The organism is Microcoleus sp. Pol10D4 (genome assembly GCF_036701555.1).
Lineage (GTDB): Bacteria > Cyanobacteriota > Cyanobacteriia > Cyanobacteriales > Microcoleaceae > Microcoleus.
This window is the reverse complement of record NZ_JAUBRA010000013.1, coordinates 68,482-95,367: the sequence shown is the minus strand read 5'-3', so window position 1 is coordinate 95,367 and position 26,886 is coordinate 68,482. Positions and strand designations below refer to the sequence as shown.

Here is a 26,886-nt window from a genome sequence, read left to right as displayed (position 1 = left end):
AGTCCTTATTTTTTCGAGAATGAGGAATAAAGTCCTCACTACAAACTTGAATAACTAATGACTAATGACTAATGACTAATGACTCTTTACGTTGGCGCCAACTCTTTTTTGGTCAACTCGGTGTAGCGAGCGACAATTTTGCGGAATTCGTCGCCGTCGATCGTTTCTTCCTCCAACAGCGCTTCGACAAGTTTGTCTACCAAAGCGCGGTTTTCGCGGATTATTCGGCGAGCTTCTTCGTAGCAGTCAAAGGCAATTTCCCGGACTTGGCGATCGATCTTGATTGCCATGTCTTCGGAATACTCCGATGGCGAATTCCAGTTCTGCCCCAAAAACACCTCATTGTTGGGACTTTCAAAAGCCACAGGCCCCAAATCCGACATTCCATAAAGCGTTACCATCTTCCTAGCGAGATTGCTGACTTGTTTGATATCGCTGCTGGCACCCATAGTTACTTCAGCATCGCCGTAAATTTCAGCCTCTGCCGCCCGTCCCCCCAAAGCTACTGTAATCTGGCTTAACAGCCAAGCCCGACTCATCAAACCTTCGCTGTCGAGCATTTCCTCGTCGAGAACCAAGGTAACAAAGCCTCCGATGCCGCCGGAACGCGGAATAATCGTTACTTTTTCAAGTGGATCGGCGTTTTTGAGCATGGTCGCGACTAGGGCGTGTCCGATTTCGTGGTATGCTATCATCCACTTTTTCTTGCTGTCCAGCAGCGGATTGAGCGTAAGCCCGATCGTGATCCGGTCGATCGCATCGTGAACTTCTAAGTTACTAATCGTGTCTTTGCGACGCCTCGCAGTGAGAATAGCTGCTTCGTTGAGCAAGTTCGCCAAGTCAGCGCCGGAAAAGCCGGGAGTGCGGCGGGCGATCGTGTCTAGGGCAACTTCTGGGTCGAGTTTTTTGTTGCGCGCGTGAACTTGCAAAATCCCCAAACGCCCTTTGTAACTGGGTAAATCTACCGTTACTTGTCGATCGAACCTGCCGGGCCGCAGCAGGGCGGTATCGAGCACGTCGGGCCGGTTAGTAGCTGCAATCACAATCACGCCGCTGTTACCTTCAAAGCCGTCCATTTCTGTCAGCAACTGGTTGAGAGTTTGTTCCCGTTCGTCGTTGCCGCCGCCGATACCAGCGCCGCGCTGCCTTCCTACGGCGTCTATTTCGTCGATGAAGACGATGCAGGGGGCATTTTCTTTAGCTTTCTTGAACAAGTCGCGGACGCGGGATGCGCCAACTCCGACAAACATTTCGACAAATTCGGAACCGGAGATGCTGAAGAAGGGGACGGCTGCTTCGCCTGCGATGGCTTTTGCCAGCATTGTTTTGCCGGTTCCGGGAGGCCCGATTAACAGAACTCCTCTGGGAATTTTGGCGCCGATGGCGTTGAAGCGTTCGGGTTTTTTGAGGAAGGTTACGACTTCTTGCAGTTCTTCTTTAGCTTCTTCGATGCCTGCTACGTCGTCGAACATCACGCCGGTTTTGGCTTCCATTTGGAAACGAGCTCTGGATTTGCCGAAGTTCATGGCATTTCCTTGAGATTGGGTCGATCGGCGCAGGATTGCCATCAGCACTGCCAACACTGCAAAAATCACTAGCAAGTTTACTACTAAACTGACTGCGGCGGCGTTGTCGGCTGTTTGTTTGACTTCAAAGTCAATCTTTTTGGCGCGGATTTGCGAGTACAGTTCTCGGTTGTTGTAGTCGAACAGACTAACTGATTGGGTTTGATCGCTTTTTTGATTTTTTAGCCTAACCTTGGCAATTTTTTGAGTTTCGTCTACTTCGACTCTACTGACTTGCCCTTTTTCTATGTTGTCGATCAGTTGGCTGTAACTCATGGTGTTTGGCGCGCTGTCGGCAAACACCGGGGTCGAGAGCAATATTCCTTGAGAAATCACCAAACTGCCCAGGATGCGCCAAAGATTCCGTCCTGGAATTGATTTTTTAGGATTCTGGCTCGACTTGTCTTTGTTTACAGCTAGATGCCCCAGCCATGCGTGTTTCCAAGAATTTTTCATATTGCTTTGCCCAAGGTTGAAGAGTGCCAAGATTGACCGCTTTTGGTTTGCTACGTTCATTTATTTTAACAAGATGGCGGGTGTTGGATGGGTTTATCTCTCGCGGGCATCTTAAGAAACCCCTCAAGAGGGGGGGTTTTGAATCCACGGCTGCTCAAGAAACCGGGTTTTTTACCTCTTCTGCGGGCTATAACCCAGGATTTTGCTCAAATAACCTGGTTGCTGGGCCCCCTCCACTGAACTTACCCACGGCTGCTCAAGAAACCGGGTTTTTTACCTCTTCTGCGGGCTATAACCCAGGATTTTGCTCAAAAAACCGGGTTTGTGGGCTCCGTCGGTAAATCTCAAATCTCAAATCTAAAATCGATTGACAGTTGCCGATCGAACTTGCTATGTTAATCATACTCGTAATGAGTACGTTTTAGTAAAGCAGTTATTGTTTTTAAGCTTTATGGTAAAAATTGTCGGCATTGGTGGAAGTTTGCGGGCTGGCTCCTACAGCCAGTTAGCGTTGAAGGTGGCAGCAGAACGGGCCGAGGCCCTGGGCGCGGAAGTTGAAATATTCGATTTGCGATCGCTCAATCTGCCATTCTGCAATGGTGAGAATGATTATATCGATTACCCGGATGTGGAAAAGCTGCAGAATGCGGTTAAGCAAGCCGACGCCTTGATTTTGGCAACGCCGGAGTATCACGGTAGCGTCAGCGGTGCTCTCAAGAATGCCCTGGATTTGATGAGTTTTGAGCATTTGGACGGGAAAGTTGCGGGTGGGATTAGCGTTTTGGGAGGGCAAGTTAACAGCAACGCACTCAACGATTTGCGAACCATTTTGAGGTGGGTGCACGCTTGGGTAATTCCCGAACAAATTGCGCTCGGACAAGCTTGGAAAGCTTTTAGTCCTGATGGTAAATTGTTAGATGAAAAACTGTCTGAAAGGTTCGACGAATTTGCTCGGAGTTTGGTAGAAAATACGCGGAAATTGCGAGGAATTTCCTAATTGTATCTCAGGAAAAATGCAGTCTTGGACGCAACTGGCATAGTCTTTGGGTGCGTCCCTTCCCATAATTTCTCGATTTGAAGAGGTTTTTTCTCTACCAGAGCAACCTACAAGCTGTAATCTTAACAGTCAACAGCCAACAGTCAACAGTCAACATTCAACTGAATTAAAATGGCATATCGATCATATCTCCGAAAGGATGGGGTACGTCGATCGGCATTCTTCCGGGTTTTGACTCATATTTGTCTATCCACTTTTTGGCCAATTCCAAAGCTTCCTCCTCAGTCTTGGCATTTTGGACGGCGACGTGGCGGTTGCCGCGGCTATCCCAAACCTCGACGTAGAAGACTTTCTGGGATTGAATAATCCAACCTTTATAAGTGTCTGCTGGTTCCATAGTTAGAATCCTAAAATAATCGGGCGGGGAGTTCCACTGGCTAGCTAATTGTAAATATTGACCTGTGTAAAATGAATTTTACGGGGGTTTCTATAGTATTTTTGGAAAAAAGTCAGTTTTACGGTTAACCTCATGACCAGACTCCTGAAGCAATTATTTAACTGGAGAAAATATCTCCAACCTTTGGCGGCGGCGATCGCGATCGCCCTAATCGCATCCCAGATGGCGGTATTGCCGGCATTGGCGACTGGCGTTTACGAAATACCGGTGTTGTCAGCGGGCGATCGAACTTGGGTGTTCGACAAAGGCGACGTGCTCAGCCGCAGCAGCGAAAGCAATATCAGCAGCGTGCTCGACAACCTGGAAAACAAAACAGGGAAACAAGTCCGATTTGTCACCATCCACCGCTTAGACTACGGTGAAACGGCTGCCACTTTCACCGACCAACTGTTTGAACAGTGGTTTCCCACAAAAGAAGACCAGACTAATCAAATTTTACTCGTTCTCGACACTGTTACCAACAGCGCGGCAATTCGCACGGGGGAAGGGGTGAAATCCCTGCTAACCGATGAAATTGCCCAGAGTGTGGCTGGGGAAACCGTGCAAGTGCCGCTGCGGGAAGCCAATAAATACAACGAGGCATTTGCGGCTGCAAGTACGCGCATTGCAACTGTTTTGTCGGGCGAACCCGATCCGGGTGCTCCTGAAGTTGTTGACAACATTCAAGTTGAAGGCACGTTTAAAAAAGCTGAAGAAACAGACCAAGGCAATGCCACAGTTGTTGTGGTTGTGCTGTTGGTATTGGCGACAGTGATTCCGATGGTGACTTATTTCTGGTATCAAGGTTTTTCGTGATCGGTGCTGCTAAATCCGATCAGTTGCCGTTTTGGCAAGAAAATATGGCAGGGCTGCACTAATCTTGAACGTATTCTCCATCGCTCAACAATGCAATTTCTGCCCGTACAAATTCCCGTCCCAGATAAGCCGCGTGATCTAACATTGTCACCGGGCTGGGGCGGGTTTCTTCTAGGATTTTGACACAAAGTTCTTTGGCGGTTCTGCCGGTAAAAAGTGTGACCTCAGTGCGTTCTACTTTGCCGCGGGCGGGGATTGGTTTACCAGTTTCGGGATCGACGGCGAGGCCTCGATCGTCGATGATGTTGGTGAAATGTTTGGCACAAATTAAGCTGGTTTCGCGATCGAGATAAATGATGAAGTAGCCGCCCGGATCGAGGTCGATGTGGCGTTTGGATAGCTTGTCATCGATTGCGGTGAGGTTTTCCAAGGTTTGACTCATGGTTGGTGAAAGAAAGTAGACAATAGCTGTGATTTGTTCTGCTATTTCTAGTTTAGTCGGCTGCGGGACAAGTTTGGCAGGTTGGTTGGTTGAATGCGGGGGGAATTTTCGGGCGATCGACATTCTACGCGATATCTGTGGGGACACAGCCCAGGCTAAGTCCGGTTCGGGCTTCTGCGACTTTTAATGATTGGTATAAGATTGAGGACTGTAGCAAGACTTGTTGAAATTGATAGAATGAACCGCAGAGAACGCAGAGAACACAGAGTCAAAGAAGAGAGAGGAACAAAATCTGTTATCATTGGGGTGAGTATTTTTTGGGATTAAATTATAAATGAACTTTATAGATTTATTTGCAGGAATAGGAGGTTTCCGACAAGGTTTTGAAAAAATTGGCTTTAAATGCGTTTTTTCTTGCGAAATTAACAGCAAATGCCGACAAGTTTACACGGAGAATTTTGCTGATGTTCCTTTTCCCGATATCAGTAACATCAATCTCGCCGATTTAGCAGAATTTGATATTTTAGTCGCTGGGTTTCCATGCCAACCTTTTAGCATCTGCGGCAAAAAGCTCGGTTTTGAAGATACTAGAGGCACGCTATTTTTCGAGATTTGTAAAATTATCAAAATCAAGCAGCCTAAAGTTATCGTTCTCGAAAATGTCAAGCACTTAATCCATCACGACAAGGGAAATACCTTAAAAATAATTATTGCCAGTCTTGAAGATTTGGGATACAGCGTGAATTACAAAATGCTGAATGCTAAAGACTTTGGAATTCCTCAACATCGTGAAAGAATATTTATTATTGCAACTCAAGGTAAACCATTCAATTTTTCTCGGCTTAAAACCCAGTTGACTCCAAAACTCTGGGAATTTCTAGACGAGACAGGGGATTTTGAAATATTGGATAAATCCGAGTATACTTTAATTGAGTCTCCAAGAAAGCAAGATTCGGGACTTTTGTTTGTAGGTTACAGAAATAAAGGTACTTGGAAAACTGGCGTCAGGCCAAATACAGAACATTTATCGAGAGTTCACAGACAGCCTAATCGAATTTATTCGGTAGATGGAGTGCATCCGACAATTCCTTCGCAAGAAACATCTGGCAGGTTTTTTATCTACATTCCTGAGCAAGATATGGTGAGAAAGTTGACGCTGAAGGAATGTTACCGTCTTATGGGTTTTCCTGAAGATTTTAAGAGTTATCCGAGTGCGGGGGAAAGTTACAAGCAAATTGGCAATTCGGTTTGTGTGCCGGTTGTAGAGGCGATCGCGCAAGAAATATTAAGTCAAAATTTATTGTGTGATGAAAAGAAGGAACTACAAAGATGTCCCGAGTCCCGAATTCGGGAAGCAGTTGGGACTCTAGTTAACACTATTACTTGAGATTAATTTTCTTATTTAACAATTTTAGCATTAACCAAGCGCTAACTTTGAGCTATAATATAAGTCACCCAAGATAGATATAGTCGTCATGGAAGAATTACTCACCTTAAAAAGCTTACTGCTAAAAGGGGATATACCTGGGTCATTAGCTATAGTTGAAGAACTAGAAGAAATGAGCAAAAAAGACATCATTAAAACTATTCGCAGCTATGCAGTGATTTTACTATTGCATCTGATTAAACAGCAAGCTGAAAATCGCACAACTCGCTCTTGGGATATCTCGATTCGGAACTCGGTTCTAGAAATTCAGGAAGAAAATAAGCGACCGAGAGGCGCGGGATTTTACTTACCTCTAGAAGAGTTACTCATTGTTTTAGAAATGGCGTATAGACAAGCTCTTAACAAAGCTTCCCTAGAAGTGGAAGAAGGGCGTTATGAGCCAAGAGAATTGTCGCAGTTAGTGAATCAAGAGGCACTTATTAATCAAGCAATGACTTTAATTTCACAAGAAGCTGAAGATAAGGACTAAAGTTACCCAAAGTCAGGAGACGGCAATGCCGTTTCCCTACAATTAATTGAGGTAGGGAAACGGCATTGCCGTCTCCTCGATTTTTGTAACGACACGGCAGTGCCATTTCCCTACTTGATTAAGCTGGAACCTGGATTCTTTCAGTGCCGGCAAGTTCAAAGGCTGCGTGAATTGCCTTCAAAGCAGTTACGGCTTGTTCCTCATCCACAACGCAGCTAATTTTAATCTCGGAAGTGGCAATCATTTGAATGTTGATTTGCTGGCGGGAAAGCGCTTCAAACATTTTTGCCGCTACTCCCGGATGCGCTACCATCCCGGAACCGACGACGCTAACTTTGGCTATTTGTGTATCGACTGCTACTTCGCCCCATCCAAATTCGGGGGCGGCTTTTTCGAGGGCTTTTTTAGCAGCTTCGGCGTCAATTTGTGCTACGGTAAATGCAATGTCGCGAGTTAATATGCCGTCAATATTGTGGCAGCGCTGCGACTGAATGATTGTATCTACGCTGATATTTTCCTCGGCTAAAAGTCCGAACAGTTTTGCTGCTACTCCGGGTCGATCGGGCAATTGGCGAATTGCTAGACGCGCTTGATTGAGATCCAACGCAACGGCGCGGACTGCAGGCGGTTTGTGGGATGATGAACGCAGCCCAATAGGGGAGTTGGCAACATCAAATGTTTTGCAGAGTTCGGCAACGGCCCGATCGCAATCTTCGGCATCGATCGCACAACTAACTTTCACCTCGGATGTAGAAATCATTTGAATGTTAATCCCCGCATCCGCTAAAGTCTTAAACATCTGCGCCGCTACCCTCGGACGACCGATCATTCCCGCACCCGCAATGCTAACTTTAGCTATTGGTCGCTCTTCTGCTTTCACTTCCGGTTCTCCCAATTCTGGGCGAGAATTCTTGCCGAGGGCGGGTACGATCGCATCAGCAACCGCGACAGCTTGATTCAGCGAATTTCTCGTCACTGTGAAAGCAATATCGTTAGTATTTCCTTCATGAATTGACTGGATAATTAAGTCTACATCGAGGTTTTGTTGGGCGATCGCACCAAACAACCGCGCTGCTACGCCGGGGCGATCGGGCAAACGCAGCAGCGACACCCCTGCCTGATCTAAGTCAAATTCCACCGCATCAACCGCTGTTGCGAGCTCCAAACCCTCCAAAGGTCGAAGTTTCGGGGGTGGGGACACTACCCGCGTACCGGGGGCGTCACTCCAGCTAGAAAGCACTACCAGCGGCACGCCGTAATTCTTGGCAATTTCTACCGCGCGCGGGTGCAGCACTTTTGCGCCCAAACTTGCCAATTCCAGCATTTCGTCGCAAGTGATTTCGTCCATTAATTGGGCGTCGGCAACCAAGCGCGGATCTGTAGTCAGAATTCCGGGCACGTCGGTATAAATTTCGCATCTGTCGGCCCGCAGCGCTGCGGCCAAGGCTACTGCTGTCGTGTCGGAACCGCCACGGCCCAAGGTGGTAATTTCCAATTCTCCGGCATCGGCGATACCTTGGAAACCAGCAACCACAACAACTTTACCGCTTTTTAACTGGCTCTCAAGCCGATTCGGGTCGATTCGCAAAATTCGGGCGCGGGTGTGGGCTGCTTCGGTGACAATGCCGACTTGGGCGCCGGTGAGGGAAATGGCGGGCTGTCCCATTTCCTGCAATGCCATGCTCAAAAGTGCGATCGAGACTTGTTCCCCAGTGGAGAGCAACATATCCATTTCCCGCTTGTTGGGATTTGCGGAAATTTCCTTGGCGAGTTTAACTAAACCGTCGGTGGTTTTGCCCATCGCCGAAAGTACGACAACGAGAGAGTTGCCGAGCTGTGCTGTTTTTACAACTCGTCGGGCTACTTCCAAAATGCGATCGACTGTACCAACCGAGGTTCCGCCATATTTCTGAACAATTAGTGCCATAGGACTTACACAAAAAGAGATCCAATACTTTAAGCTAATATACGCAAATTTTTGATAATAACCGATGAATGTTTATATCGTTTCTGAGGAGGCTGCTAGGCGATCGGGTTTTTACAGCACATGATGTTCCTAGGGACACTGAATTGGCGTGTCTCTACCGGAATCGGCGACTGATGCAAATTTAGATTGTTGATTGAAGAATTGAATAATTGCGAATGACTTATGAACATCCTAACCCCGATAATCATCAGTCATCCCCAATCTAAAATCTAAAATCTAAAATCTAAAATCGAATTACTCGCCTTCTAACTCTCGCAAACGCGCTTCCAAAGCTTGAATTCGCAACTCAGCTTCTATGCGCCTTTGTCGTTCTCGTTCTGCCACTAATTCGGCTTGTTCTGCCCGTTCCTCGGCCGCCGGCAGCAAATTCCCGGAGGCATCGCACCAGCGCAGCCAAGGCAGCTCTACGCCCTGATAAACCCCTTGCCAAATGCCTAATTCCACTCCTATTTGTGCGATCGCGTAATGTCCGCGCTGATTTTGTGGGACTAACTCGAAGCGATCCTCTACCAAATGATACACTTCAACTTGTGCTTTTGTGACTTCATAAATGCCGTAAAAAGCAGGTCAAATTATCCGCTCGTAAATCCATAATTTTCCCTGGCGAGGAGTCCTATCTCTTTCTTCACTGCCATCGCCAGAAACAAATTCAAGTACAATCAGAGGCGGCATTAATTCCCGCCCCATGACATAGGAATGGCGCAGATTTCCGTCAAGAGTTGGCGGCACGTCTGGCACGTAAAACCAATCAGGTGCTTCGGCTCCTCTTTCTGGCGGTTCCGGGGGCCGGGCCACTCGCCAATAAATACCGGAATCTTGACCGATGCAGTATTGTCCGTCGGAATGAACTTGGTCTAAAATCGGTCTAATTGATGTTGTTAACAGGATGCTTTGAGGATGTTCTTGAAAATTTTTTACAAAAGTACGGTCGGAGTCTGGTAATTGATTGTGGTCAGGGAAATCTGTGGCTAGAATTTCTGATTTTTCGGTAACACTCATGTTGACCTCTTGAATGTTGAAAAATTATACTTACAATTGGTAAATGAGAAATTAATTATGCTATTATATCGTGGCAAACCTCCGATTGCTAGATAGAATATATTAAATAATATGAGTCAGTACAAGTTAATTATTTTTGACTTCGACGGCACTTTGGCAATTACTCACAAAGCTATTGTATTTTGCTTTACCCAAACTTTTGAAAAATTCAATATTGTCCCGCCTGCTGCTGATACTATTATAGGTACGATCGGCATCAATTTACCAAATAGTTTTAAAATTCTCCATCCGGCGATCGAGGAAAGCGCAATTCCCGAATGGGTTGAAACTTACCGCTCTTATTATCGGACTGAAGGTGAAAAGCAGGTAGAGTTATTTACCGGGACAAAGCAAGTGTTGCAGTTGGCGCGTCAGTCTGGATTGAGCCTGGGAGTTTTCAGCAACAAACAGGTTACTTTTGTTAATGTGTTACTAAAAAATTTGAGAATTCACAGTTTTTTTGATTTGATATTAGGTGATAACGGACAAATAATTCCGAAACCAAATCCGACTGCTTTTCACTCGATTATTAAACCGCTGTTCCCGGAGTTGGATAACAGTCAAATTTTAATGGTTGGCGATACAGCGATTGATTTGCTGTTTGCTAAAAATGCTGGGATAGATGTTGGTTGGGCGGCTTACGGATATGGCGATCGCGCTGAGTGTCTCGCCCTAGAGCCGACTTTCGCGATCGACGATATTTCAGAACTTGCTGTGTTCGTTCAAAATTAATTTTTCCTCGGTTTGTTTTAGAGAAGAGTTTGACTCATTTAACTATAAAGGATTTAATTATTTTTTTTACTAGAGCCGGATAATGTAGTTTTTATTTAATTAAAAAAATAAATGAACGAAATTGTAAGCCGCCTAAACTCTGCCAAGTAAACCATACCAGAGATAGAGTTATCGCTGGAACAACTATTATAAATTAACAACAAGGATTCCTTTGAAGGTAGAAGGCAGAAGGCAGAAGGCAGAAGGAAAAAAAACCGAGGGAAGCCAGATTTTATTTAGGTAGAATTTACCGCCCCAATTCTGCATGATAGCCTTTTAACTTCTGCCTTCGGAAAACAGACAATTCTGTTAAACTATAGGGTGTGCTGGCAGTCGGTATCTACAATAAACTCAATTTATAGAAACTCATGCAGATCGATATAAGCATTCCTTCTGAAACGCTATCGCCGACTCGTACTGGCGGCACACCAAATTTAATAGAAGAAGTCTGGAGGCTGTACGATCGCGCCCTGGCAGCTACCAGCAACGGCATCGCGATCGCGGACGCTACCCAGCCGGACAGGCCTATAGTTTACTGCAACGGGGCTTTCGAGCGGATTACAGGCTACAATCGCAGCGAAATAATCGGGCAGAACTGCCGCTTCCTGCAAGGCCCGGATACCGATGGCGCTGCCGTCGATCAAATCCGCGTGGCCCTCAAAGAACAGCATGACTGCAAAGTAGTTCTGAAAAACTACCGCAAAGACGGCACCGCCTTCTGGAACGAACTCAGCATCTCGCCGGTGCGCGACAGCAGCGGACTCGTTACCCACTTCATCGGCGTCCAATCTGATATCACCGATCGTAAACAAGCAGAAGAAGCCCTCAAACAAGCCGAGGCAAAATACCGCAGCATCTTTGAAAACGCCACCGAAGGCATATTTCAAACCGCCCCAGACGGGCGCTACCTCAGCGCTAACCAGGCACTCGCCCGAATGTACGGCTACGATTCCCCGTCAGAACTGATCGCAAAATGTTCGGCAAAAAACCTTTACGCCGATCGCACCCGCCGCGCTTCCTTCATGGCAGAAATCAGCAAAAACGGCTCCCTGAAGGAGTTTGAGTCCTGCGTCCGCCGCAAAGACGGCAGCACTACCTGGATCTCGGAAAACGTGCGCGAAGTCCGCGACGAAAACGGCGAACTCCTTTACTACGAGGGAACCGTGGCCGAAATCGTCGCCCGCAAAAAAGCCGAAGCAGCCCTGCGAAATCAAGAATACTGGCTGAAAACCGCGATCAACGCCGTCCCCGACGCGATCAACCTCACAGACAGCGAGGGGCGCTGGCTGATTGCCAACGACTGCGCCCTGCAACTTTTGGGGTGGGAAACCGCAGACTACCAGGGCAAAACTACTGCCGAACTAGCTGCCGCCGCCGATCCCAGAGTCAGAGAAATCCTGCTAACTTGGCAGGAAACCGACGAAACCACCTGGCAAGCAGGCACTCTCACCTCCAGCCGCCAAATAGTCTCCTTGCCTACAGGTGGCAGCAATTTGTTTGAAGTGCGAAAAGTGCCACTGTTCAACCCCGACGGTTCGCGCAAAGGTTTGGCAGTGGCGGGGCGGGACATCACGCAGGAAGTGGCAGCGGATGCAGCTTTGCGCGACAGCGAACAGCGGTTTCGGGCAATTTTTGAACGCGCTGCGATCGGCATGGTAGTCGCTACCCTCGAAGGTGTTGCGATCGCCACTAATCCGGCATTTCAAGCTATGCTGGGGAGCTCGGAAGCTCAACTGCGGGGTGTCGGCCTCGACGACTGCGCGCATCCGGAAGACGCACAAACTTCGCGCGAGTTGCGCCAACAGTTGGCTGCGGGCTTGCGCGAAGCTTACCAAATCGAGAAGCGCTACCTCCGCCAAGACGGCAGCATCAGGTGGGGACGCCTCAGCGCCTCTGTTATCGACAGCAGTCAGGGAACGCCACAGTTTATTTTGCAAATGGTAGAGGATATTACCGATCGCAAAGAAGCCGAGTCAGCTTTGTTCCAAAATGAGGCTAAGTGGCGATCGCTAATTCTCAACAGTTCCGACATCATTACTATTCTCGACGCCAGCGGTCGCATTGTTTACGAAAGCCCTTCTGTAGAAAGAGTTTTAGGCTACGAACCCGATGAACTCGCCGGTCAAATTGCTCTCGATTTGATCCACCCTGACGACCTTGCCTCGGTGATTTCCGACGCCGAAAAACTGATCGCAAATCCAGGCGATCCGATCGCCCTAGAAGGTCGGTTCCGCCGCGCTGACGGTTCTTGGTGTTTTCTCGAAGGTGTCGGCATCAACTTGCTAGCAGACCCCGCTGTGAAAGGAATTGTGATCAACTCCCGCGACATGACGGCGCGCAGGCAAGCAGAGTATCGCCTCAGCAAAATCAACGAGTGCTTTTTGGGATTCACCACCGACGCCGCTAATAACATCCAGCGGCTGACATCCTTAGCCGGCGAGCTTTTGGGCGGAAGCTGCGCCATCTACAGCCGCGTCGGTGGCGGTCTGCTGCGGGCGATCGGGACTTGGCAAGCGCCGCCGGACTACCCGCTAGTCGATCGCGCCGAGGGCCACATCTGCACCGACGTATGCAGCAAAGGAAGCGATCGGGCTGTTGCGATTCCTGACTTGCAGAGCACGATCTACGCCCAAACCGATCCCGCTGTCATCCGCTACCAACTGCGAAGCTATCTGGGACAAGCAGTGCGGCTGGGCGGCAATTACGTGGGTGCGCTGTGCCTTCTCTACACTGAGTCGATGATCGCGCCCACAGAAGCCGACTGCAAGCTGATCGGAATTATTGCTGGGGCGATCGGAGTTGAGGAAGAACGGGCCGCCGCCGCCGATCGCGATCGGCAAAAATCCCAAGAATTGCAAACAGCTTTGCGCGAATTGCAGCAAACTCAAATGCAGTTAGTACAAACCGAAAAAATGTCTTCCCTCGGACAGGTGCTAGCAGGAATTGCCCACGAAATTAACAACCCAGTTGGCTTTGTCGCCGGCAACCTCTGCCACGTCCGAGGCTACGTTCTAGACTTATTAGAAATCGTCCAAGTCTATCAAGAAGAGTACCCAAATCCCCCAGCAAAACTTCAGCAACAAGCCGATGATATAGACTTAGAATTTCTAGCAGAAGACCTGCCAAAATTGCTCAATTCAATGCAGACCGGATGCGAACGAATTGTAGAAATTATTCAAACTCTCCGCAATTTCTCGCGGGCGGACGAAGCGAAAATCAAGACTGCCGACATTCACGAAGGTTTAGAAAGTACCTTGTTAATGTTGAACACCCGGCTGAAAGCCAAGGCAAAATGGCAGGGCATTAAAGTGATTAAAAAATACGGAGAACTGCCGCAAATAAACTGTCATCCCGGACTGTTGAATCAGGTATTTATGAATGTATTGGCAAATGCGATCGACGCCTTGGAAGAAAGCAGCAACCAAGCAAAAGACACCGCAGATGATACCTTTCCTACTATCACGATTCAAACTGAAACGATTGATAATCAGAGCATTTTAATTCGGATTAAAGACAACGGTCAGGGCATTCCCGAAGATCATATTGTGCGTTTGTTTGACCCGTTTTTCACCACAAAACCCGTAGGTAAAGGCACAGGTTTGGGTTTATCAATTTCGCACCAAATTGTCGTTGAAAAACACAACGGCCAATTGCAGTGCCTATCAGAACCCGGTAAAGGTACTGAATTTATCATCGAAATTCCAATTCGTTGACATCAGGACGACGCTAATTAGGATATCATGCTTGATAGGATGGGTATTTTTATCCCAATCCGCTTTAAAAAACCCTTGATAAGACTGGTTGAAACCGTTCATACCCAATCGAAGTCCGAGTCCAGACTGACTAAGAAATAAACGGGGTATTTAAGCCGAATTTGGTATTAGACGAACATGAGAGGCAACAAGTGCTTGGATATCAAATCTGTTAGCATCGCAATTATTCCTACCTCTATTCTCGACCTCTGCGTTAACCAGCGTCAATCCCTTGTCATCTGCAGTTAATAAATTATATTTTCAAAACCGCAGATACAGGTAGATAAACACAAATTAACGCAGATGAATTCTCTTAATTTCGCTTGCACCATCCATCGGTGATTGTTGACTGTTGACTGGATTTGACTATTCCGATGCAACCGAAATTGATATGGCACCCTACCCTAATGCGGTAAGGTGTTTCAGGCGTACCTTACATATAGCAGTTTTCAACTGAGTCTGGTAATCTACACTGAGCGCCCCATCACCCATTATTAATGTGTACCTGACTCAACTGAAAATACTATAATTAGGTTCAAATAAGTCCTAATTTACTTAAAAGCTAAACTGAGTCCGCAAATTGCCCACAAAAATTGTCGGGTTGTTATCGAAATTATTGGCATTGCCGATCGCATAAAATGCCGGCACGATCGAAACATGGTCGGTGATAGGAAAATAATAAGTTGCCTCAATTTCGTACTGCGTGCCACCGTTACCCCCGCCAGAAATCAGAAATCTCCGACCGCCAGTAAAGTCAAAAGGTACTAAATATGACACCGTAAGCAAAGCTCCTTCTTTGAACAAATCGGGAAATGCAAGTCCTAACTGATAAGATTGATTTTTGATCGTGCCGTCCGGTCGGTTAGTCTTGGGAAATATGTTGGTTTCGGCGTAGCCGTAGCGGCCGAAAAGACCAAAGCGGCGAGTGACTAACCAATCGAAATTGAAACTATAAGTATTCGCAGTCGAATTACCCAGGCGGCCACCAAAACCGTCATCTGCCACACCGTTTAACGGCTTGCTGTTAGGAGATCCAATTAAGCCGCCGATTTGCTGGATGTTTGAACGGCTGTACAAAAAGCGCAAATTAGTCCGATCGCTCGGACTGAATGTTAATTCTGCTGTAGTCGTATTTGTCCCACCAAACAAGCCTTGAGACGGATTGGAAGCGGAATTAAACACGGAAGTTGGCAAAAATTCTGTACTCTCGCCCAAATAGCCAAAACGCAGTTTCAATGCGCGGGCGATATCCCACAAAACCACAGCACCGGCACCGCGTCTGGTAGCGCTTAACAAAGGGCTGTTGTTAGAATTAAAGCTGCTCGCACCGTCTACGAAAAAGTTAAACCGATTGTTGTCAAAGTAGCGGTAGAAATTAATCCTCGGCCCGACTACTACTTGGAAGCGGTTGCTAAGCGGGAACCGATAGGAAAGTTCTCGCAGGGTAACTTCATTGGGATTCACCCCAGCAGTCTGGTCGAGAAAAGGAGTGCCAAAGGTATTGAACAGGCCCGTAGAAGTATATTGGTTGGCTGGGGAATTGCCGTTACCTACAGCTAGCTGTGTAATCAATTCGTCTTTCCCTGTAAAGGAAGTAGTGAGAGTCAACCAAACTAATTGGCTGAAAGTGATTTCTGGATCATCGTCCACTCTCTGCACAATTGGTCTATTGGTGACTGGATCGCGTCCGGCTACTCGATCGAGCGGAGCAGCATTTCCATTTGTTGCTTCAACTCGGACTCGATCGCCCGCAAAAGCTCCAGTCAGGTTAAACCAAGCAAATCCGTTGAGTTTAGTAGTAGTTGAAAATTGGTTGGCTTCTAATTCGGCAGTGCGGGCTTCTAAAGCATCTACTCTACCGCGCAATGTAGCTAATTCTGCTGCAAATTCTTCTTGCAATCTTTGCAAAGCAAGTAAATCTTCTCGGCTGACTAAATTACCAGTAGAACCGCCAAGTTGTTTGGTAATCTGATCCAAGCAAGCGTTTAATCCGGCGGCAAATTCGTAGCGAGTCATTGCTCGATTGCCTCGGAATGTGCCGTCTGGATATCCCGCAATGCAGCCGTATCTTTCTACTAGGGATTGCAAGGCTTGAAAAGCCCAATCTGTCGGCCGCACGTCGGAGAGTTGGGAAACAGATGTGACTTGTGCTGCGTCTTCTTGTATGCTGAGGTCATCAGCGTTTCCCGTCTCGCTGCTGATGTCGGCAACTTTGCTGGCTTCAGCAACTTTTTGAGATTGAGGAGAGTTTGCAATTTCTAACTCCTGTGGGGGCAATTCGCGAATTGCCTCCGTTATTTCTGGGGTTGTTGTTGCACGATCGACTGTTGCTATATCTTGTTTGGGTAAAGCACGATTCACCCATGCTATATCTGTTTGAGGTAAAGCACGATCGACTGTTGCTGCATCTGTTTGAGGTAAAGCACGATCGACTGTTGCTATATCTTGTTTGGGTAAAGCACGATTCACCCATGCTGCATCTGTTTCGGGTAAAGCGCGATTCACCCATGCTATATCTGTTTGAGGTAAAGCGCGATCGACTGCGGAGTTAGTCTCTGTGGTAATCGCCGCTAACTGCGGTATCTCAATCTTACCTGCTGCCAGCGCTGCGTCTGGGGTAGCCGTAGGGACGGCACTCGCTTCTAGCGCAACTTCTGGAGTTGAGGTATCCTGAATTTGAGCTGTTGCTGCGATCTGCACCAAAGGCACCGCCGCACCAGAAATCAAGAAAGACAGCCAAAAAGCTTTAACGGAGGTTGAATTATTCACCATAAAACTCACACCACTTGTTGAAAATTAAATCTGGCCAAGCTTAACCGATAAGCTTGCTTATAAATGTATTTTTTTTAACAAATTCTTATAAATAGTTAAAATTATTATAGGAAGCGATCGATTCCCAATCACTAATGACTGAAGACTACTGATTCCTGACTAATTCCCCAAATGAAGTTTTTATTAGTTACAGATTTAGACAACACGCTAGTTGGAGATGACGAAGCAACTCAAGTTTTAAACCAACGCTTGCAATCACTGCGATCGCAAATTTGTTTGGTTTATGCTACCGGGCGTTCTTATGCTTCAACTTGCGAATTAATTGCCCAAAAGCAACTGCTATCACCCGACTATTTGATCGCAGGTGTAGGCAGCGAAATTTACCAAGACGGAATCCTCGATTTAGATTGGGCGGAATATCTTTCTCAAGACTGGGATAAAATAGCGATCGCCTCTTTAGCTCAGCAGTTTTCCCAGCTTAAACCCCAATCCCCAAAAGAACAAAATCCTTGGAAAATCAGTTATTGTTTGGAACCAGCAGCAGAAAATAGCTCGACTGTCCAGGCTTTGCAGCAAAAGTTAACTGAATCGGGGCTGCCAGCTCAAATCATTTTTAGCAGCAATAGTGATGTGGATCTTTTACCGCAAACTAGCAATAAAGGCAATGCCCTTACTTATTTACAAAAGCGCCTCCAAATTCCATCTGAGGCAACATTAGTTTGCGGTGATTCTGGCAATGATATTAATATGTTTGAACAGGATGTCCGGGGAGTAATCGTCGCTAATGCTATGTCAGAACTCTTAAAATGGCATCGCGAATTTGGCACTGAAAATCATTATTTAGCTGGTTCTGCTTGCGCTTGGGGAATCATGGAAGGAATGGCATATTTTTGGGAATTGTGATTACCAAAAATTCGGTTTGGTTTGTAGTTAGCTGTGAAGTCCTCAGTACAAACGCACCCCAAGCACCCCAAGTCCTGCAAACCGTTAAAATCTGTTCAGGAATCTCAACCGCCTATCGATCGAACCTGCGAGTTGCGATACCATCAGCGTGTACTGCTTTATCAAAGCTAATCGAACTTAACTTTAGCTACCTCAAGCGAGTTGAAGTTTATTTCCTAGCCTTTTGGGCCCAACGTAGTGGAGGGAGTCGGCTATCCCCCGATCGCCAAAGGTTCTATAGTTAAGTGTAGCGCCTCAACCGAAATTACTTTCTCTAGGAGAAGTTATTTTTCTAGATGAGGAAGATGTAGGTTTAGCTCACATCTTGCACAATTCTCAATTAAAAGGCCTTTCGTGCCTGTTCCACAAAGAGTGAAGTTCTGGTGGAGTGGGCAGGATATCCCGCCCATAAAAGGCTTATTGAGAAGGGTGCAACATCTCAGTTGAGTCAACTATTTGCCCCTTTAGTTCAGTTCGCGAACGCACCGCCAAATGGAACAAAATACTTTACCCGTAGAGGTGATTCTCTCTCACCCCCGCCAATATTTAGGTAGCATTCGGCTGGATTGGACGCCACAACCGGGGAACTATCTAGATTTAGAGGGACAAACCTACGCTGTCTTGGAACGCCACCACCGCTATCAACTCAAATCCGGCCGCTACCGACTGCAAAAAATTGCCCTGTACGTGCAGTCGGCCACACCGCCGACGGAAAGAACTTTTGTAAGCGGTATCTGGGTTATCGGAGATGCTAGCTGTCGCTTTAATGCTCGATCGGAAATTTTGCGCTGTGCTGTCAATCCCAATGGCCCGTGCAACTGCTGCTGCGATTACCAAGAAACTATCAAAACCAACTAGCAACTCTCGAATCGAATTTAACTTCTTCAGGAAGGCAGTAATCTATCTTCTGATAGCTGTGGAGCACCTCGCGAATGCCAGTATGAATCAAATTTTCTATGTGCAGCAACTGCTCCGAAGAACAGCGAACCTGAACTGTTTGGTTTGACACAGACTCGCCGGAGTCGATCGCAGTATATCTATTAGGAACTCGGCTGAGCACATAAGCAATTAAATCTTGTCGCAATCCCGAAGGCGAAAAAGCTTGTTGGTATGGGTGCTTCGGATAAGACTCCAAGATAATTTCTACTTCCTCTGTGACTACAGCTAAGGTAATATTGACAAGATTTTTCTGCATTTTCCCCGTCCCCAAACACTCGTTAACTAATATTTTCGTGGCCGTTCTCGATCTCGTCTGATTTCTCATGAATTTTAACCGGCTAATACCGCCAATCGTTCTTCGGTAATCATCAGCTCGAACTCGGAACTTACCTCTTCTATAACCCGCAGCACGTAGCAGGGAATCTTGTCCGATAAAATAGCACTTGCCACCGTACCAGTGTGAATTTCTAAGACTGCTTCAGCAGCAGCTTCAAACATCAGTCGCTGTCCCGGAAACATCACTCTTTCAAAGTACCAATTAGGAATGTTCCCAATCCGAACCACTTGAACTAGGTTGGTAACATTTGCGTAATAGCACAGAATCTGGTTGTTACCTTTATAAGATAGCTGATCAGACATTGAAAAAATCTCCACACTCTTTCAAAAACTTACTGAGACTTGGCTTTGCCTGTTAGTGGCAATTGCGAGTTTGGCTCTCGATCAAACGACCGACTTATTTTTGGGGTGTTATTCGAGATCGCAAATCACATCTTCAGTTATTAATTTTTGTAGCTTTGAGTTATCCTGCCAACACTTAGAGGTATGGCGCAGAAACTCCGTTTTTCCAGATTTAAAAACCCGGTTTGTTTGGTATGCAGGGCCTAGATCCTGACTTATTGAGGTTGGTTGTACTGTAGCAGCAGTTAATTGAAAGTACCGTCACTTTCCCGAACTCTCCTGACAACAGATTCACTCTTTGGCAGCGGAATGGTGCTGAGAGTGCGATCGACCTTCAAATCCAGAGCTTCGAGTAAACTTTATCTAAAAAATATGAGGAAATTATGAAGACCATCATTTTTTTTGATAAATATACTTTTGCCGAAGCAGGGATTACAACACTTAGGCAAAAACCTGGTTTTTTACCCAAAAACTTGGCTGCATCTGTCATCCGGGGTTAAAAAACCAGGTTTCTGAGGGAACTCTGCGTAAATCTTGGATTAGCAGGCTGAAACCGGGTTTTTTAGCAAAAAACTTCGCTGCATCTGTGATTCCGGGTTAAAAAAAACCGTTTTTGACACAAGTGTGCGTAACTTCTGGCGGGGTTATTCGGCCTGTAAATATGGTATTAGCCGATCGGCTTTGCGGGTAACAAAAAACCCCGACTCCCTGAGATCATCTCTAGAACTTCTAGGGAATCAGAGTTTAAATTAACCAATCACCGATCGATCTCAAAGCTAAATTAAAAAAATGAGGAAATTATGAAAATAACAGGAAAAACTAGAACTTTCCTGGACGCATAAACCCGGTTCAATAACATAATTTCATGATTTTTGCAAGAATCAAGGGAATGAGAAAGCGGATTTTTGATCGTCATCCGGTTTTAATGCCCCCTTGATTCTTCCGTCGGGCTGGGCTGACTTTGTTGGTCTAGTAGCGGTTTCAACTGCCGAGTTTGATCTGCTATCTGCGATCGAATTTTACCCCAGTTTAAAGCAACGGTTCCCAACCCAGAATTTCCGCCACTTGCTGTGCCAAATTCAAAGGATCGAAAGGCTTTGCAATCACCCCCGCTACCCCCAAATCAGCAAATTCTCTCAAATCCATCGCCTGCACCTTAGCCGTCAGGAAAATCACCGGAATCCCGCGAGTAGCCGCATTGTTTTGCAGCAAACCAAACAGAGTAGGTCCGTCCATATCCGGCATCATCACATCTAGCAGAATAGCGTCAGGGAGTTGAGTTTCAGCTAAAAGCAATCCTTGGCCGCCGTCGGGCGCGCTTAGTACCGTCCAGCCGCCTAAATGTTCCAGACAGGTCTGAATCACGCTGCAAAGGTTTTTTTCATCATCGATTACCAGAATGCGTTTTGCTAACATAATTAAAACTCAAATTTTAAATTAATCATGGTAAACTAATCATGGTAAACTGAAAAATGACTTTTGCACCCTGGCTCATCAACCCGCTTTATTCACAGATGTAGCAACAGGAAGAAGCAATAAAATAAAGAGTTTCAGCAATTAAAAACGTCCTAATAGTCGGGAACGGTTGCTATATTTTGCAGATCCCCTACTTAAATCGAGAACAGAAAAATCGAAATATCACCCTCGCCAACTCACCCTCCCCGCGTGGGTTGCCAGGAACTTGAGCTGTCGCGAGATCTTATCAAAGCAATCTCAAACCTCCAAACTTTTTCCCCCTTCGCCTTCCAACGGTGCAGGCACTGTGAAATAGAAACTGCAGCCTTGTGAGACAACACTTTCGACCCAAATTCTGCCGCCGTGCTGCTGTACTATGCTGCGACAGATAGCCAAACCCAAACCCGTACCTCCTTTTTGGCGGGAGTCAGAAGCATCGACCTGTTGAAACCGTCCAAAGATAGTTTCTAGTTTATCTGCAGGAATCCCCCGCCCTCGATCTTTGACTTCAAATAAAACCCGATTGCCCAAATCTTTAACCCTGACAGTTACTGTACTCCCTGGATCGGAAAATTTAATCGCATTGCTCAACAAATTTACCAGCAGTTGAACGATTCTGTCGGGGTCAGCAAAAATTTTTGCTGACCCCGACAGAATCGACAAATCAATGTTATTTTCAGCAGCCAAAGAAAGTACAGCTTCAGCAGACTTCCGCATCAAAACCTGGGCATCGCACCACTGCTTGACGAGGATAACTTGGCTCGAATCGAGCCGTTCTAAGTCGAGAATATCGTTTACCAAACGGACTAACCGTTCGGTATCGCTCGAAGCGATTTCTAACATCTGTTTGGCAGTTTCCGGTTTACTTTTCAGTACCCCAGCCGCCAGCAAACCTAAAGAACCGCGAATGGACGCAAGCGGAGTTCGCAGTTCGTGGCTGACAATCGAAATAAACTCATTTTTCATTTTTTCAATTGCCCGACTTTCTGTGATATCTGTAACTGTGCCGACGTGACCAATTAGTTGAGATCTGTCGGAAAAAATCGGAGCTGTTTTAAGCCGACAAAACCGGATGGTTCCGTCTCGCTGGATGTGGCGGAATTCGCAGGAAAATTCCCCATCTAGCGATTGCGATTGGGACCACTTAGACAGAATTAGTTTGAGGTCTTCGCGGTGAACAAACCGCATCCAGCCATTGCCTAAAGCTGCTGCCGGTGCGAAGCCGCCAATTGCTTGACAGCGGGGATTTGTATAGGTACATTTCCCCTCAGTATCGATTTTGAAAATGCCCACGGGGGAACTCTCGCTCAGAGAGCGAAATAAAGCTTCGCTTTCCTGAAGTTCTGCTTGAGAGCTTTCTAGTTCTCTGGTTCGCTGCAAAACTCGCATTTCTAACTGTTCGTTGAGCTGTTGGAGGGCGGCTTCAGCAAGTTTGCGATCGCTAATATCCCGGTGCACTGATACCCAGTGGGTAAATTCACCATTTTCGTCCGCTATGGGCACAATGCTCATTTCTACCCAAAATTCCGTCCCGTCTTTGCGGTAATTGATCGAATCAACCCGCACCGGCTGCCAGGTTTCTAAAGCTGTCCGAACTTGATGGAGACTTGCGCGGTTTGTTTTTTCTCCTTGCAAGATGCGCGGCGTTTTGCCCACAACTTCTTCTAGCGTATAGCCGGTCATCCGCGTGAAAGCTGGGTTGACATAAAGAATTCGCGGGCCCGGTTCCTCAATCGGTTCAGCTTCGGTAATTAACACGGCATCGTTAGTGGTGGTGACTGCTGATTCCAACAGGCGCAACTGCAATTCTCTAGCTTTGCGATCGGTAATTTCTGTAACTGTCCCCACCATCCGCACTGCATCGCCGGCTTCGTTGTAAAAAAACTTACCTTTTCCCTCGATCCAGTGAATGCTGCCGTCGGGCCAAACCACGCGGTATTCCAGAAAGTAATCTGCTCGCTGGGTTAGGGTCTGATTTATAGTATTATCCGTATTTTTTAAATCTTCTGGGTGAATGCAAGCTGCAAAACTTTGATAAGTTCCCGCAAAAGTTCCCGGGGCCAACCCAAACAACTCTTCGTGTTCCCTCGACCAAACAATGCGATTTTTCTGCAAGTCCCAGTCCCAAAATCCGATTTTGGTAGCCGACAAAGCTAAGCTAAGCTGCTGATTCGTTTTCCGCAACTCCATGCTAGTAATAGCAACCCGTAGTTCTTGGGCTATTTCGATTTCGCACCGCTGCCAAGGCAAAGATTTTAACCTAACAGTTTCTTGCCACAAGTCAAAGGAATTGCGAGGAGACAGCGGCCGACTGCCATCCGGTTTAACTTCGATTTCCCCGTCTGGTTTGCCGGCCCAGTTGACAGTTTGAATTGTTTCGGGACGGAACCACAAAATGTAATAATTTTGCATCTCGGACATGGCAAGGACGAGCAAACCGCTAGCAACTTCTTTAAACTTCTGCGAGGGCGGATACAGTTTTGAGAGAGAATCTGTATGAAAAATATCATTATTTATTTGAGTTTTTATCCAAGCAATTAAGTTTTCTATTTCTAGCAATTCCGGGGTGTTGCCGATGGTTGTTAAATTTTCATTTGCACACACAACTCCACCAGTTGCGCCCACTAAGGTCAGCAATTCATCTCCGGATTTAAGTAAACCTTCTACAAACCAGTGTGATTGAGGAATTTTGGTAATAAACTTATGGCAATTTTCTTTTAAATAAATTGCATATTCCCAATTTTCGCTATCTTGTTTGTAGCTAAGTTCTAGATTCACAAACTTGGCTAGCAGTTCGCAAGCCTTTCTTGTTTCGTAGCTGACATACTTTCGTGTTGGGTGGTGACAGGCGATCAATCCCCAGAGTTTTTGATCTTTGATTAATGTCAAGGTCATGCTAGCACCAATGTTCATATTTTTGAGGTATTGAACATGGCAAGGGGAAACTGTTCTCAACAAAGAGAAGCCCAGATCCAGGGGGCGACCGGTCAGCGGATTGCAGTGAGGAATTAGTTCTACAGGCTGACAGTTAATATCGGGAATAAACCGAATTAAATTCATGTTGAACAGCTTTCTTGCCTGGGGAGGAATATCGGTAGCCGGATAGTGCAGTCCCAATAAAGGAGCCAAACTTTCTACTTTGTCTTCGGCGACAACTTCCCCCGCACCGGTGGTATCAAATTGATAGACCAGGGCTCGATCGAAACCAATCATCCTCCGCACCTCTTCAACTGCTGTCTGACACAGCACTTGCAGGTTTGGTGTTTTGTGGATTTTGTCGATCGGCTCTTGGACTAAATGATAAAAATCGAAAGAATCGCTAGGTTTTGGGGAAACAGCCGACTCGATCTCAAGAATTAATGCTGAACTAGATTGATGTAGCGTCCCCTCAAAAAAAGATTTGCGATCTTGACTTTTGAATGATAATCTGATAGCGTTACGTTGTTGGTCGTTTTCAAATAAAGCTTTTTCAATAGCTTTAATTTCCTCAGTCTCGACAAATTCCTCTAAAAATTTCTCCAAAAGTTGTTCGGGATAAAGGCCCATCGCCTCAAAGGTATTGTTGCTAACTTGCAAAATTTTCAATGCCGGAGATTCCAGCACCAAAAGGATGCCGTGAGGTTGAATCGAACCCGGAGCGTAAATTAGTTCGCAGTCGCTGTCATTGAGATTGTCTGTGTCTGAGGGCAATATCATGGCTTTCACCTGATTAATACTTCTCTAAATTAGTCTGTGTTGTTGATGAGCTGGAAAACATCTATTAACGCCACCGCGTCCGAATCGCACAACCAAACAATCCCAAGTCTTGGCTAAGGCTTCCTAAGTCGTTTCCGACACGCACTGCATATTTCTTCATGGTTATACCAGTTTAAAAAAAGAATATAACTGTATGCCCGTGATCCCAACCACGAGCTTCATCATTCATCCCCAATTCTTCAATTCTTTAATTCTTTAATTTTTTAATCTAAAATGGGATTAGCGCTGTGCCTGAGCTAGTCTGTTTCTGAGTTGAGTCCGCTCCAAACGATTCAGGAGGCGAGCAATTAATTCCGGTTTCACGATCGGCTTGTTCACGTAGTCGTCAGCACCTGCGACAAACATTTGGCGCACTATTTCCGATTCGGAATGAGCTGTCAAAAATAGCACGGGGAGCTTGCTCCAGCGCAAATCGTTGCGAACTGCCAAACACAGCTCGATACCGCTGTAACCGGGCATCTCCACATCTAAAATTAGCAAATCGGGACAAGTCGTTTCGAGTACCTCCCAGAACTTTTCGGGATCGTTCAATGTTGTTACTTGAAATCCCCAAGGTTTTAGAATCACTTGCAGTGCAGCCAATAGTTGCACGTCATCGTCGACCACCATAACTTTTGCTTCAGCAGGGCCAGTCTGGTCGAGTAGTTGGGCGACTGCTTTGAGTATATCTGCTGGGGGCATAGATTTGTGTAAAAAGCCCGAAGCTCCCAAACGAGCAACTTCTATTCGATCGCTCAATTGATTGTGCCCGCTAAAAACCATTACCGGAATTTCTGGCTTTTCACTGCGGAGTTCGGCTAAGAGAGAAAGTCCGTTTTCCTGAGATCTGGAGAATGTCAAATCCAGCAAAATCGCGTCGGGAGGCTGTTGAGAAATCGCATTTCTTGCCGCTTGCGGAGAGTTGGCTACTTCTATCTGGAAGTCGGAACCGGATGCTACTGTTTTCAGTTGATCGCTCCCAAAAGTATCATCATCAACAATCAGCATTCGGCGCTTTTGGGAAACCGCAGGGACCACATCGCCTTCTGGTTCGGGTGACGGGTGATCGAATATTTGTGTGAGCTTCTGCAAAAATCCTTCTATCTGCTGAGTAGCATCCGGTTTCCAGATGTTTTCAGCCTTGAACAAATGTTCTATCTGGCGCGCCACTTCTGAACCTTTCGGCAGCCCTAACGTTCCCAAAGAACCAACTAATTTGTGAGCTTGAGCCTGGGCTTCCTGGCGCAGTTCGCCCTCCAAGCTTCCGCTTTTGAGTTGAGCGATCGCGCGATCAAATATCGCCACCTTTTCTATAAAATTAGCTTTTAAATTTCCCCGCATTTGGGCAATCGCATTCAATACTTTGAGGCGGCGCTCGTCTTTGTTTAATTCCGGGTTCGACCCGCTGGATTCAGTAGATAAAGTCTCTTGAGTTTTAGCAGTTTCTGCCGTTTCCTGCCCAACTTGTTGCCTCTCAATCTCCTCCGGCAGACTTTTGAGCCGATAGCCCAATCCGTAAACCGTTTCCACTAAATCTACAGTCATCCCGGCTGCTTTCAGCTTCTGCCGCAGCCCCTTGATGTGAGCGGTAACGGCTTCTTCTTGAGGAAATTCGCCTGCCGACCAAATGCGATCGAGGATGGCGCTGCGACTGAAAATGCGCCGAGGATTTCTCAGGAAAAGTTCTAGCAAATTGTACTCTTTGGGAGTCAAGTGCAGCACTTTTTCGGCATAAGTTACTTCCGTAGTGTCTGGGTTGACTTGCAGTTTTTCCCAGGTCAAATTTGTACTTGACAAAGTTGCCTTACCCCGGCGCAGCAAAGCCCGAATTCGAGCGATTAATTCTTCGAGATTAAAGGGTTTGACCACATAATCGTCTGCACCCGCCTCTAAACCTTGGACTCGATCGTTGCTGCTATCTAGGGCTGTCAGCAGTAAAATCGGCATTTGGCAGCCGGATGATCGCAATTTCCGACACAAACTAATGCCGTCGAGTTTAGGAATCAGCACATCCAAAACAATCAGGTCGTAATCGTATGCCTGTACCAAATGCAACGCTGTTTCACCGTCTGCTGCCGCATTCACATTGTAATTGTGAGACTCCAGCGCTTGAGTCAGCAAACTGACTGTAACTGTGTCATCTTCTACCAGCAGGATTTTCATAAACGTCACCTGTCCTTCCAACTATT

19 protein-coding genes and 1 pseudogene are annotated in these 26,886 nt (G+C 46.5%); 9 read left to right on the top strand and 11 right to left on the bottom strand.

Annotated features, from left to right (window positions below; genetic code table 11):
• Nucleotides 1-86: 86 nt before the first annotated feature.
• A complete protein-coding gene (gene ftsH / locus QUA36_RS09910; protein WP_333162721.1) occupies nucleotides 87-2,021 on the bottom strand; it encodes an ATP-dependent zinc metalloprotease FtsH in 1,935 nt (644 codons plus the stop codon).
• A gap of 451 nt (nucleotides 2,022-2,472) precedes the next feature.
• Between ftsH and QUA36_RS09905 the strand changes: the two genes are divergently transcribed.
• Complete coding sequence (locus QUA36_RS09905) at nucleotides 2,473-3,018, top strand: NADPH-dependent FMN reductase (protein ID WP_333457156.1); 546 nt, start codon at nucleotides 2,473-2,475, stop codon at nucleotides 3,016-3,018.
• Between the two features lie 166 nt (nucleotides 3,019-3,184).
• On the opposite strand, the gene QUA36_RS09900 is transcribed toward QUA36_RS09905, so the two are convergent.
• A complete protein-coding gene (locus QUA36_RS09900; protein WP_006635545.1) occupies nucleotides 3,185-3,415 on the bottom strand; it encodes a hypothetical protein in 231 nt (76 codons plus the stop codon).
• Nucleotides 3,416-3,547: 132 nt separating this feature from the next.
• Here QUA36_RS09900 and psb32 point away from each other — a divergent pair, with 132 nt between their 5' ends.
• Nucleotides 3,548-4,270 carry a photosystem II repair protein Psb32 gene (gene psb32, locus QUA36_RS09895; RefSeq protein WP_333162719.1) on the top strand — a complete coding sequence of 241 codons (723 nt, stop codon included), beginning with the start codon at nucleotides 3,548-3,550 and terminating at the stop codon, nucleotides 4,268-4,270.
• A gap of 58 nt (nucleotides 4,271-4,328) precedes the next feature.
• Here the strand turns inward: psb32 and QUA36_RS09890 are convergent, their stop codons facing one another.
• A complete protein-coding gene (locus QUA36_RS09890) occupies nucleotides 4,329-4,712 on the bottom strand; it encodes a DUF4346 domain-containing protein (RefSeq protein WP_333346855.1) in 384 nt (127 codons plus the stop codon).
• Nucleotides 4,713-5,046: 334 nt separating this feature from the next.
• On the opposite strand from QUA36_RS09890, the gene QUA36_RS09885 reads away from it, so the two are divergent.
• Nucleotides 5,047-6,099, top strand: coding sequence for a DNA (cytosine-5-)-methyltransferase (locus tag QUA36_RS09885; protein WP_333457129.1), 1,053 nt, complete (start codon nucleotides 5,047-5,049; stop codon nucleotides 6,097-6,099).
• 88 nt (nucleotides 6,100-6,187) lie between these two features.
• Nucleotides 6,188-6,628, top strand: coding sequence for a DUF29 family protein (locus tag QUA36_RS09880; protein WP_333457127.1), 441 nt, complete (start codon nucleotides 6,188-6,190; stop codon nucleotides 6,626-6,628).
• A gap of 118 nt (nucleotides 6,629-6,746) precedes the next feature.
• Here QUA36_RS09880 and QUA36_RS09875 read toward each other — a convergent pair whose 3' ends face one another.
• A complete protein-coding gene (locus QUA36_RS09875; protein ID WP_333457126.1) occupies nucleotides 6,747-8,555 on the bottom strand; it encodes an aspartate kinase in 1,809 nt (602 codons plus the stop codon).
• A 294-nt stretch (nucleotides 8,556-8,849) separates the two neighbouring features.
• Nucleotides 8,850-9,614, bottom strand: a pseudogene (locus QUA36_RS09870) (Uma2 family endonuclease).
• Between the two features lie 111 nt (nucleotides 9,615-9,725).
• Here QUA36_RS09870 and QUA36_RS09865 point away from each other — a divergent pair.
• Nucleotides 9,726-10,385 (top strand): HAD family hydrolase, encoded by a 660-nt coding sequence (locus QUA36_RS09865; protein WP_333457125.1) that lies wholly within the window; start codon nucleotides 9,726-9,728, stop codon nucleotides 10,383-10,385.
• 407 nt (nucleotides 10,386-10,792) lie between these two features.
• A complete protein-coding gene (locus QUA36_RS09860; RefSeq protein ID WP_333457122.1) occupies nucleotides 10,793-14,137 on the top strand; it encodes a PAS domain S-box protein in 3,345 nt (1,114 codons plus the stop codon).
• 594 nt (nucleotides 14,138-14,731) lie between these two features.
• On the opposite strand, the gene QUA36_RS09855 is transcribed toward QUA36_RS09860, so the two are convergent.
• Nucleotides 14,732-16,948, bottom strand: coding sequence for an iron uptake porin (locus tag QUA36_RS09855; protein WP_333457120.1), 2,217 nt, complete (start codon nucleotides 16,946-16,948; stop codon nucleotides 14,732-14,734).
• A gap of 171 nt (nucleotides 16,949-17,119) precedes the next feature.
• Here QUA36_RS09855 and QUA36_RS09850 point away from each other — a divergent pair, with 171 nt between their 5' ends.
• The 3 genes from QUA36_RS09850 (at nucleotide 17,120) to QUA36_RS09840 (ending at nucleotide 18,748) form a co-directional block, all read left to right on the top strand.
• Nucleotides 17,120-17,851: a sucrose-phosphate phosphatase gene (locus QUA36_RS09850; RefSeq protein WP_333457119.1), complete on the top strand. Its 732-nt coding sequence runs from the start codon at nucleotides 17,120-17,122 to the stop codon at nucleotides 17,849-17,851.
• The gene (locus tag QUA36_RS09845) at nucleotides 17,848-18,135 is read left to right on the top strand and encodes a hypothetical protein (RefSeq protein WP_333162700.1); all 288 of its coding nucleotides are present in this window, start codon (nucleotides 17,848-17,850) and stop codon (nucleotides 18,133-18,135) included. Before QUA36_RS09850 ends, QUA36_RS09845 begins: the two co-directional genes overlap by 4 nt.
• A 247-nt stretch (nucleotides 18,136-18,382) precedes the next feature.
• The gene (locus QUA36_RS09840; protein WP_333162698.1) at nucleotides 18,383-18,748 is read left to right on the top strand and encodes a DUF6464 family protein; all 366 of its coding nucleotides are present in this window, start codon (nucleotides 18,383-18,385) and stop codon (nucleotides 18,746-18,748) included.
• Here the strand turns inward: QUA36_RS09840 and QUA36_RS09835 are convergent.
• The 5 genes from QUA36_RS09835 to QUA36_RS09815 all read right to left on the bottom strand — a co-directional run bounded on the left by QUA36_RS09835 (nucleotide 18,735) and on the right by QUA36_RS09815 (nucleotide 26,860).
• Nucleotides 18,735-19,154 (bottom strand): late competence development ComFB family protein, encoded by a 420-nt coding sequence (locus tag QUA36_RS09835; RefSeq protein WP_333457117.1) that lies wholly within the window; start codon nucleotides 19,152-19,154, stop codon nucleotides 18,735-18,737. The genes QUA36_RS09840 and QUA36_RS09835 overlap by 14 nt on opposite strands.
• A 5-nt stretch (nucleotides 19,155-19,159) precedes the next feature.
• A complete protein-coding gene (locus QUA36_RS09830) occupies nucleotides 19,160-19,468 on the bottom strand; it encodes a DUF1830 domain-containing protein (protein ID WP_333162694.1) in 309 nt (102 codons plus the stop codon).
• A 1,068-nt stretch (nucleotides 19,469-20,536) separates the two neighbouring features.
• The gene (locus QUA36_RS09825) at nucleotides 20,537-20,923 is read right to left on the bottom strand and encodes a response regulator (protein ID WP_333457115.1); all 387 of its coding nucleotides are present in this window, start codon (nucleotides 20,921-20,923) and stop codon (nucleotides 20,537-20,539) included.
• A gap of 297 nt (nucleotides 20,924-21,220) precedes the next feature.
• On the bottom strand, nucleotides 21,221-24,658 hold the full coding sequence (locus QUA36_RS09820) for a PAS domain S-box protein (RefSeq protein ID WP_333457113.1): 3,438 nt from the start codon (nucleotides 24,656-24,658) through the stop codon (nucleotides 21,221-21,223).
• Nucleotides 24,659-24,937: 279 nt separating this feature from the next.
• Entirely contained in the window at nucleotides 24,938-26,860 is a 1,923-nt protein-coding gene (locus QUA36_RS09815; protein ID WP_333457111.1) for a response regulator, read from the bottom strand.
• Nucleotides 26,861-26,886 lie beyond the last annotated feature (26 nt).

Bases quoted from the DNA above. Each gene is read 5' to 3' on its own strand.
- QUA36_RS09825 (WP_333457115.1), bottom strand. From the start codon at position 20,923: ATGTTAGCAAAACGCATTCTGGTAATCGATGATGAAAAAAACCTTTGC.
- QUA36_RS09880 (WP_333457127.1), top strand. From the start codon at position 6,188: ATGGAAGAATTACTCACCTTAAAAAGCTTACTGCTAAAAGGGGATATA.
- QUA36_RS09890 (WP_333346855.1), bottom strand. From the start codon at position 4,712: ATGAGTCAAACCTTGGAAAACCTCACCGCAATCGATGACAAGCTATCC.
- QUA36_RS09885 (WP_333457129.1), top strand. From the start codon at position 5,047: ATGAACTTTATAGATTTATTTGCAGGAATAGGAGGTTTCCGACAAGGT.
- ftsH (WP_333162721.1), bottom strand. From the start codon at position 2,021: ATGAAAAATTCTTGGAAACACGCATGGCTGGGGCATCTAGCTGTAAAC.
- QUA36_RS09865 (WP_333457125.1), top strand. From the start codon at position 9,726: ATGAGTCAGTACAAGTTAATTATTTTTGACTTCGACGGCACTTTGGCA.
- QUA36_RS09875 (WP_333457126.1), bottom strand. From the start codon at position 8,555: ATGGCACTAATTGTTCAGAAATATGGCGGAACCTCGGTTGGTACAGTC.
- QUA36_RS09860 (WP_333457122.1), top strand. From the start codon at position 10,793: ATGCAGATCGATATAAGCATTCCTTCTGAAACGCTATCGCCGACTCGT.
- QUA36_RS09855 (WP_333457120.1), bottom strand. From the start codon at position 16,948: ATGGTGAATAATTCAACCTCCGTTAAAGCTTTTTGGCTGTCTTTCTTG.
- psb32 (WP_333162719.1), top strand. From the start codon at position 3,548: ATGACCAGACTCCTGAAGCAATTATTTAACTGGAGAAAATATCTCCAA.
- QUA36_RS09820 (WP_333457113.1), bottom strand. From the start codon at position 24,658: ATGATATTGCCCTCAGACACAGACAATCTCAATGACAGCGACTGCGAA.
- QUA36_RS09830 (WP_333162694.1), bottom strand. From the start codon at position 19,468: ATGTCTGATCAGCTATCTTATAAAGGTAACAACCAGATTCTGTGCTAT.
- QUA36_RS09905 (WP_333457156.1), top strand. From the start codon at position 2,473: ATGGTAAAAATTGTCGGCATTGGTGGAAGTTTGCGGGCTGGCTCCTAC.
- QUA36_RS09850 (WP_333457119.1), top strand. From the start codon at position 17,120: ATGAAGTTTTTATTAGTTACAGATTTAGACAACACGCTAGTTGGAGAT.
- QUA36_RS09815 (WP_333457111.1), bottom strand. From the start codon at position 26,860: ATGAAAATCCTGCTGGTAGAAGATGACACAGTTACAGTCAGTTTGCTG.
- QUA36_RS09840 (WP_333162698.1), top strand. From the start codon at position 18,383: ATGGAACAAAATACTTTACCCGTAGAGGTGATTCTCTCTCACCCCCGC.
- QUA36_RS09835 (WP_333457117.1), bottom strand. From the start codon at position 19,154: ATGAGAAATCAGACGAGATCGAGAACGGCCACGAAAATATTAGTTAAC.
- QUA36_RS09900 (WP_006635545.1), bottom strand. From the start codon at position 3,415: ATGGAACCAGCAGACACTTATAAAGGTTGGATTATTCAATCCCAGAAA.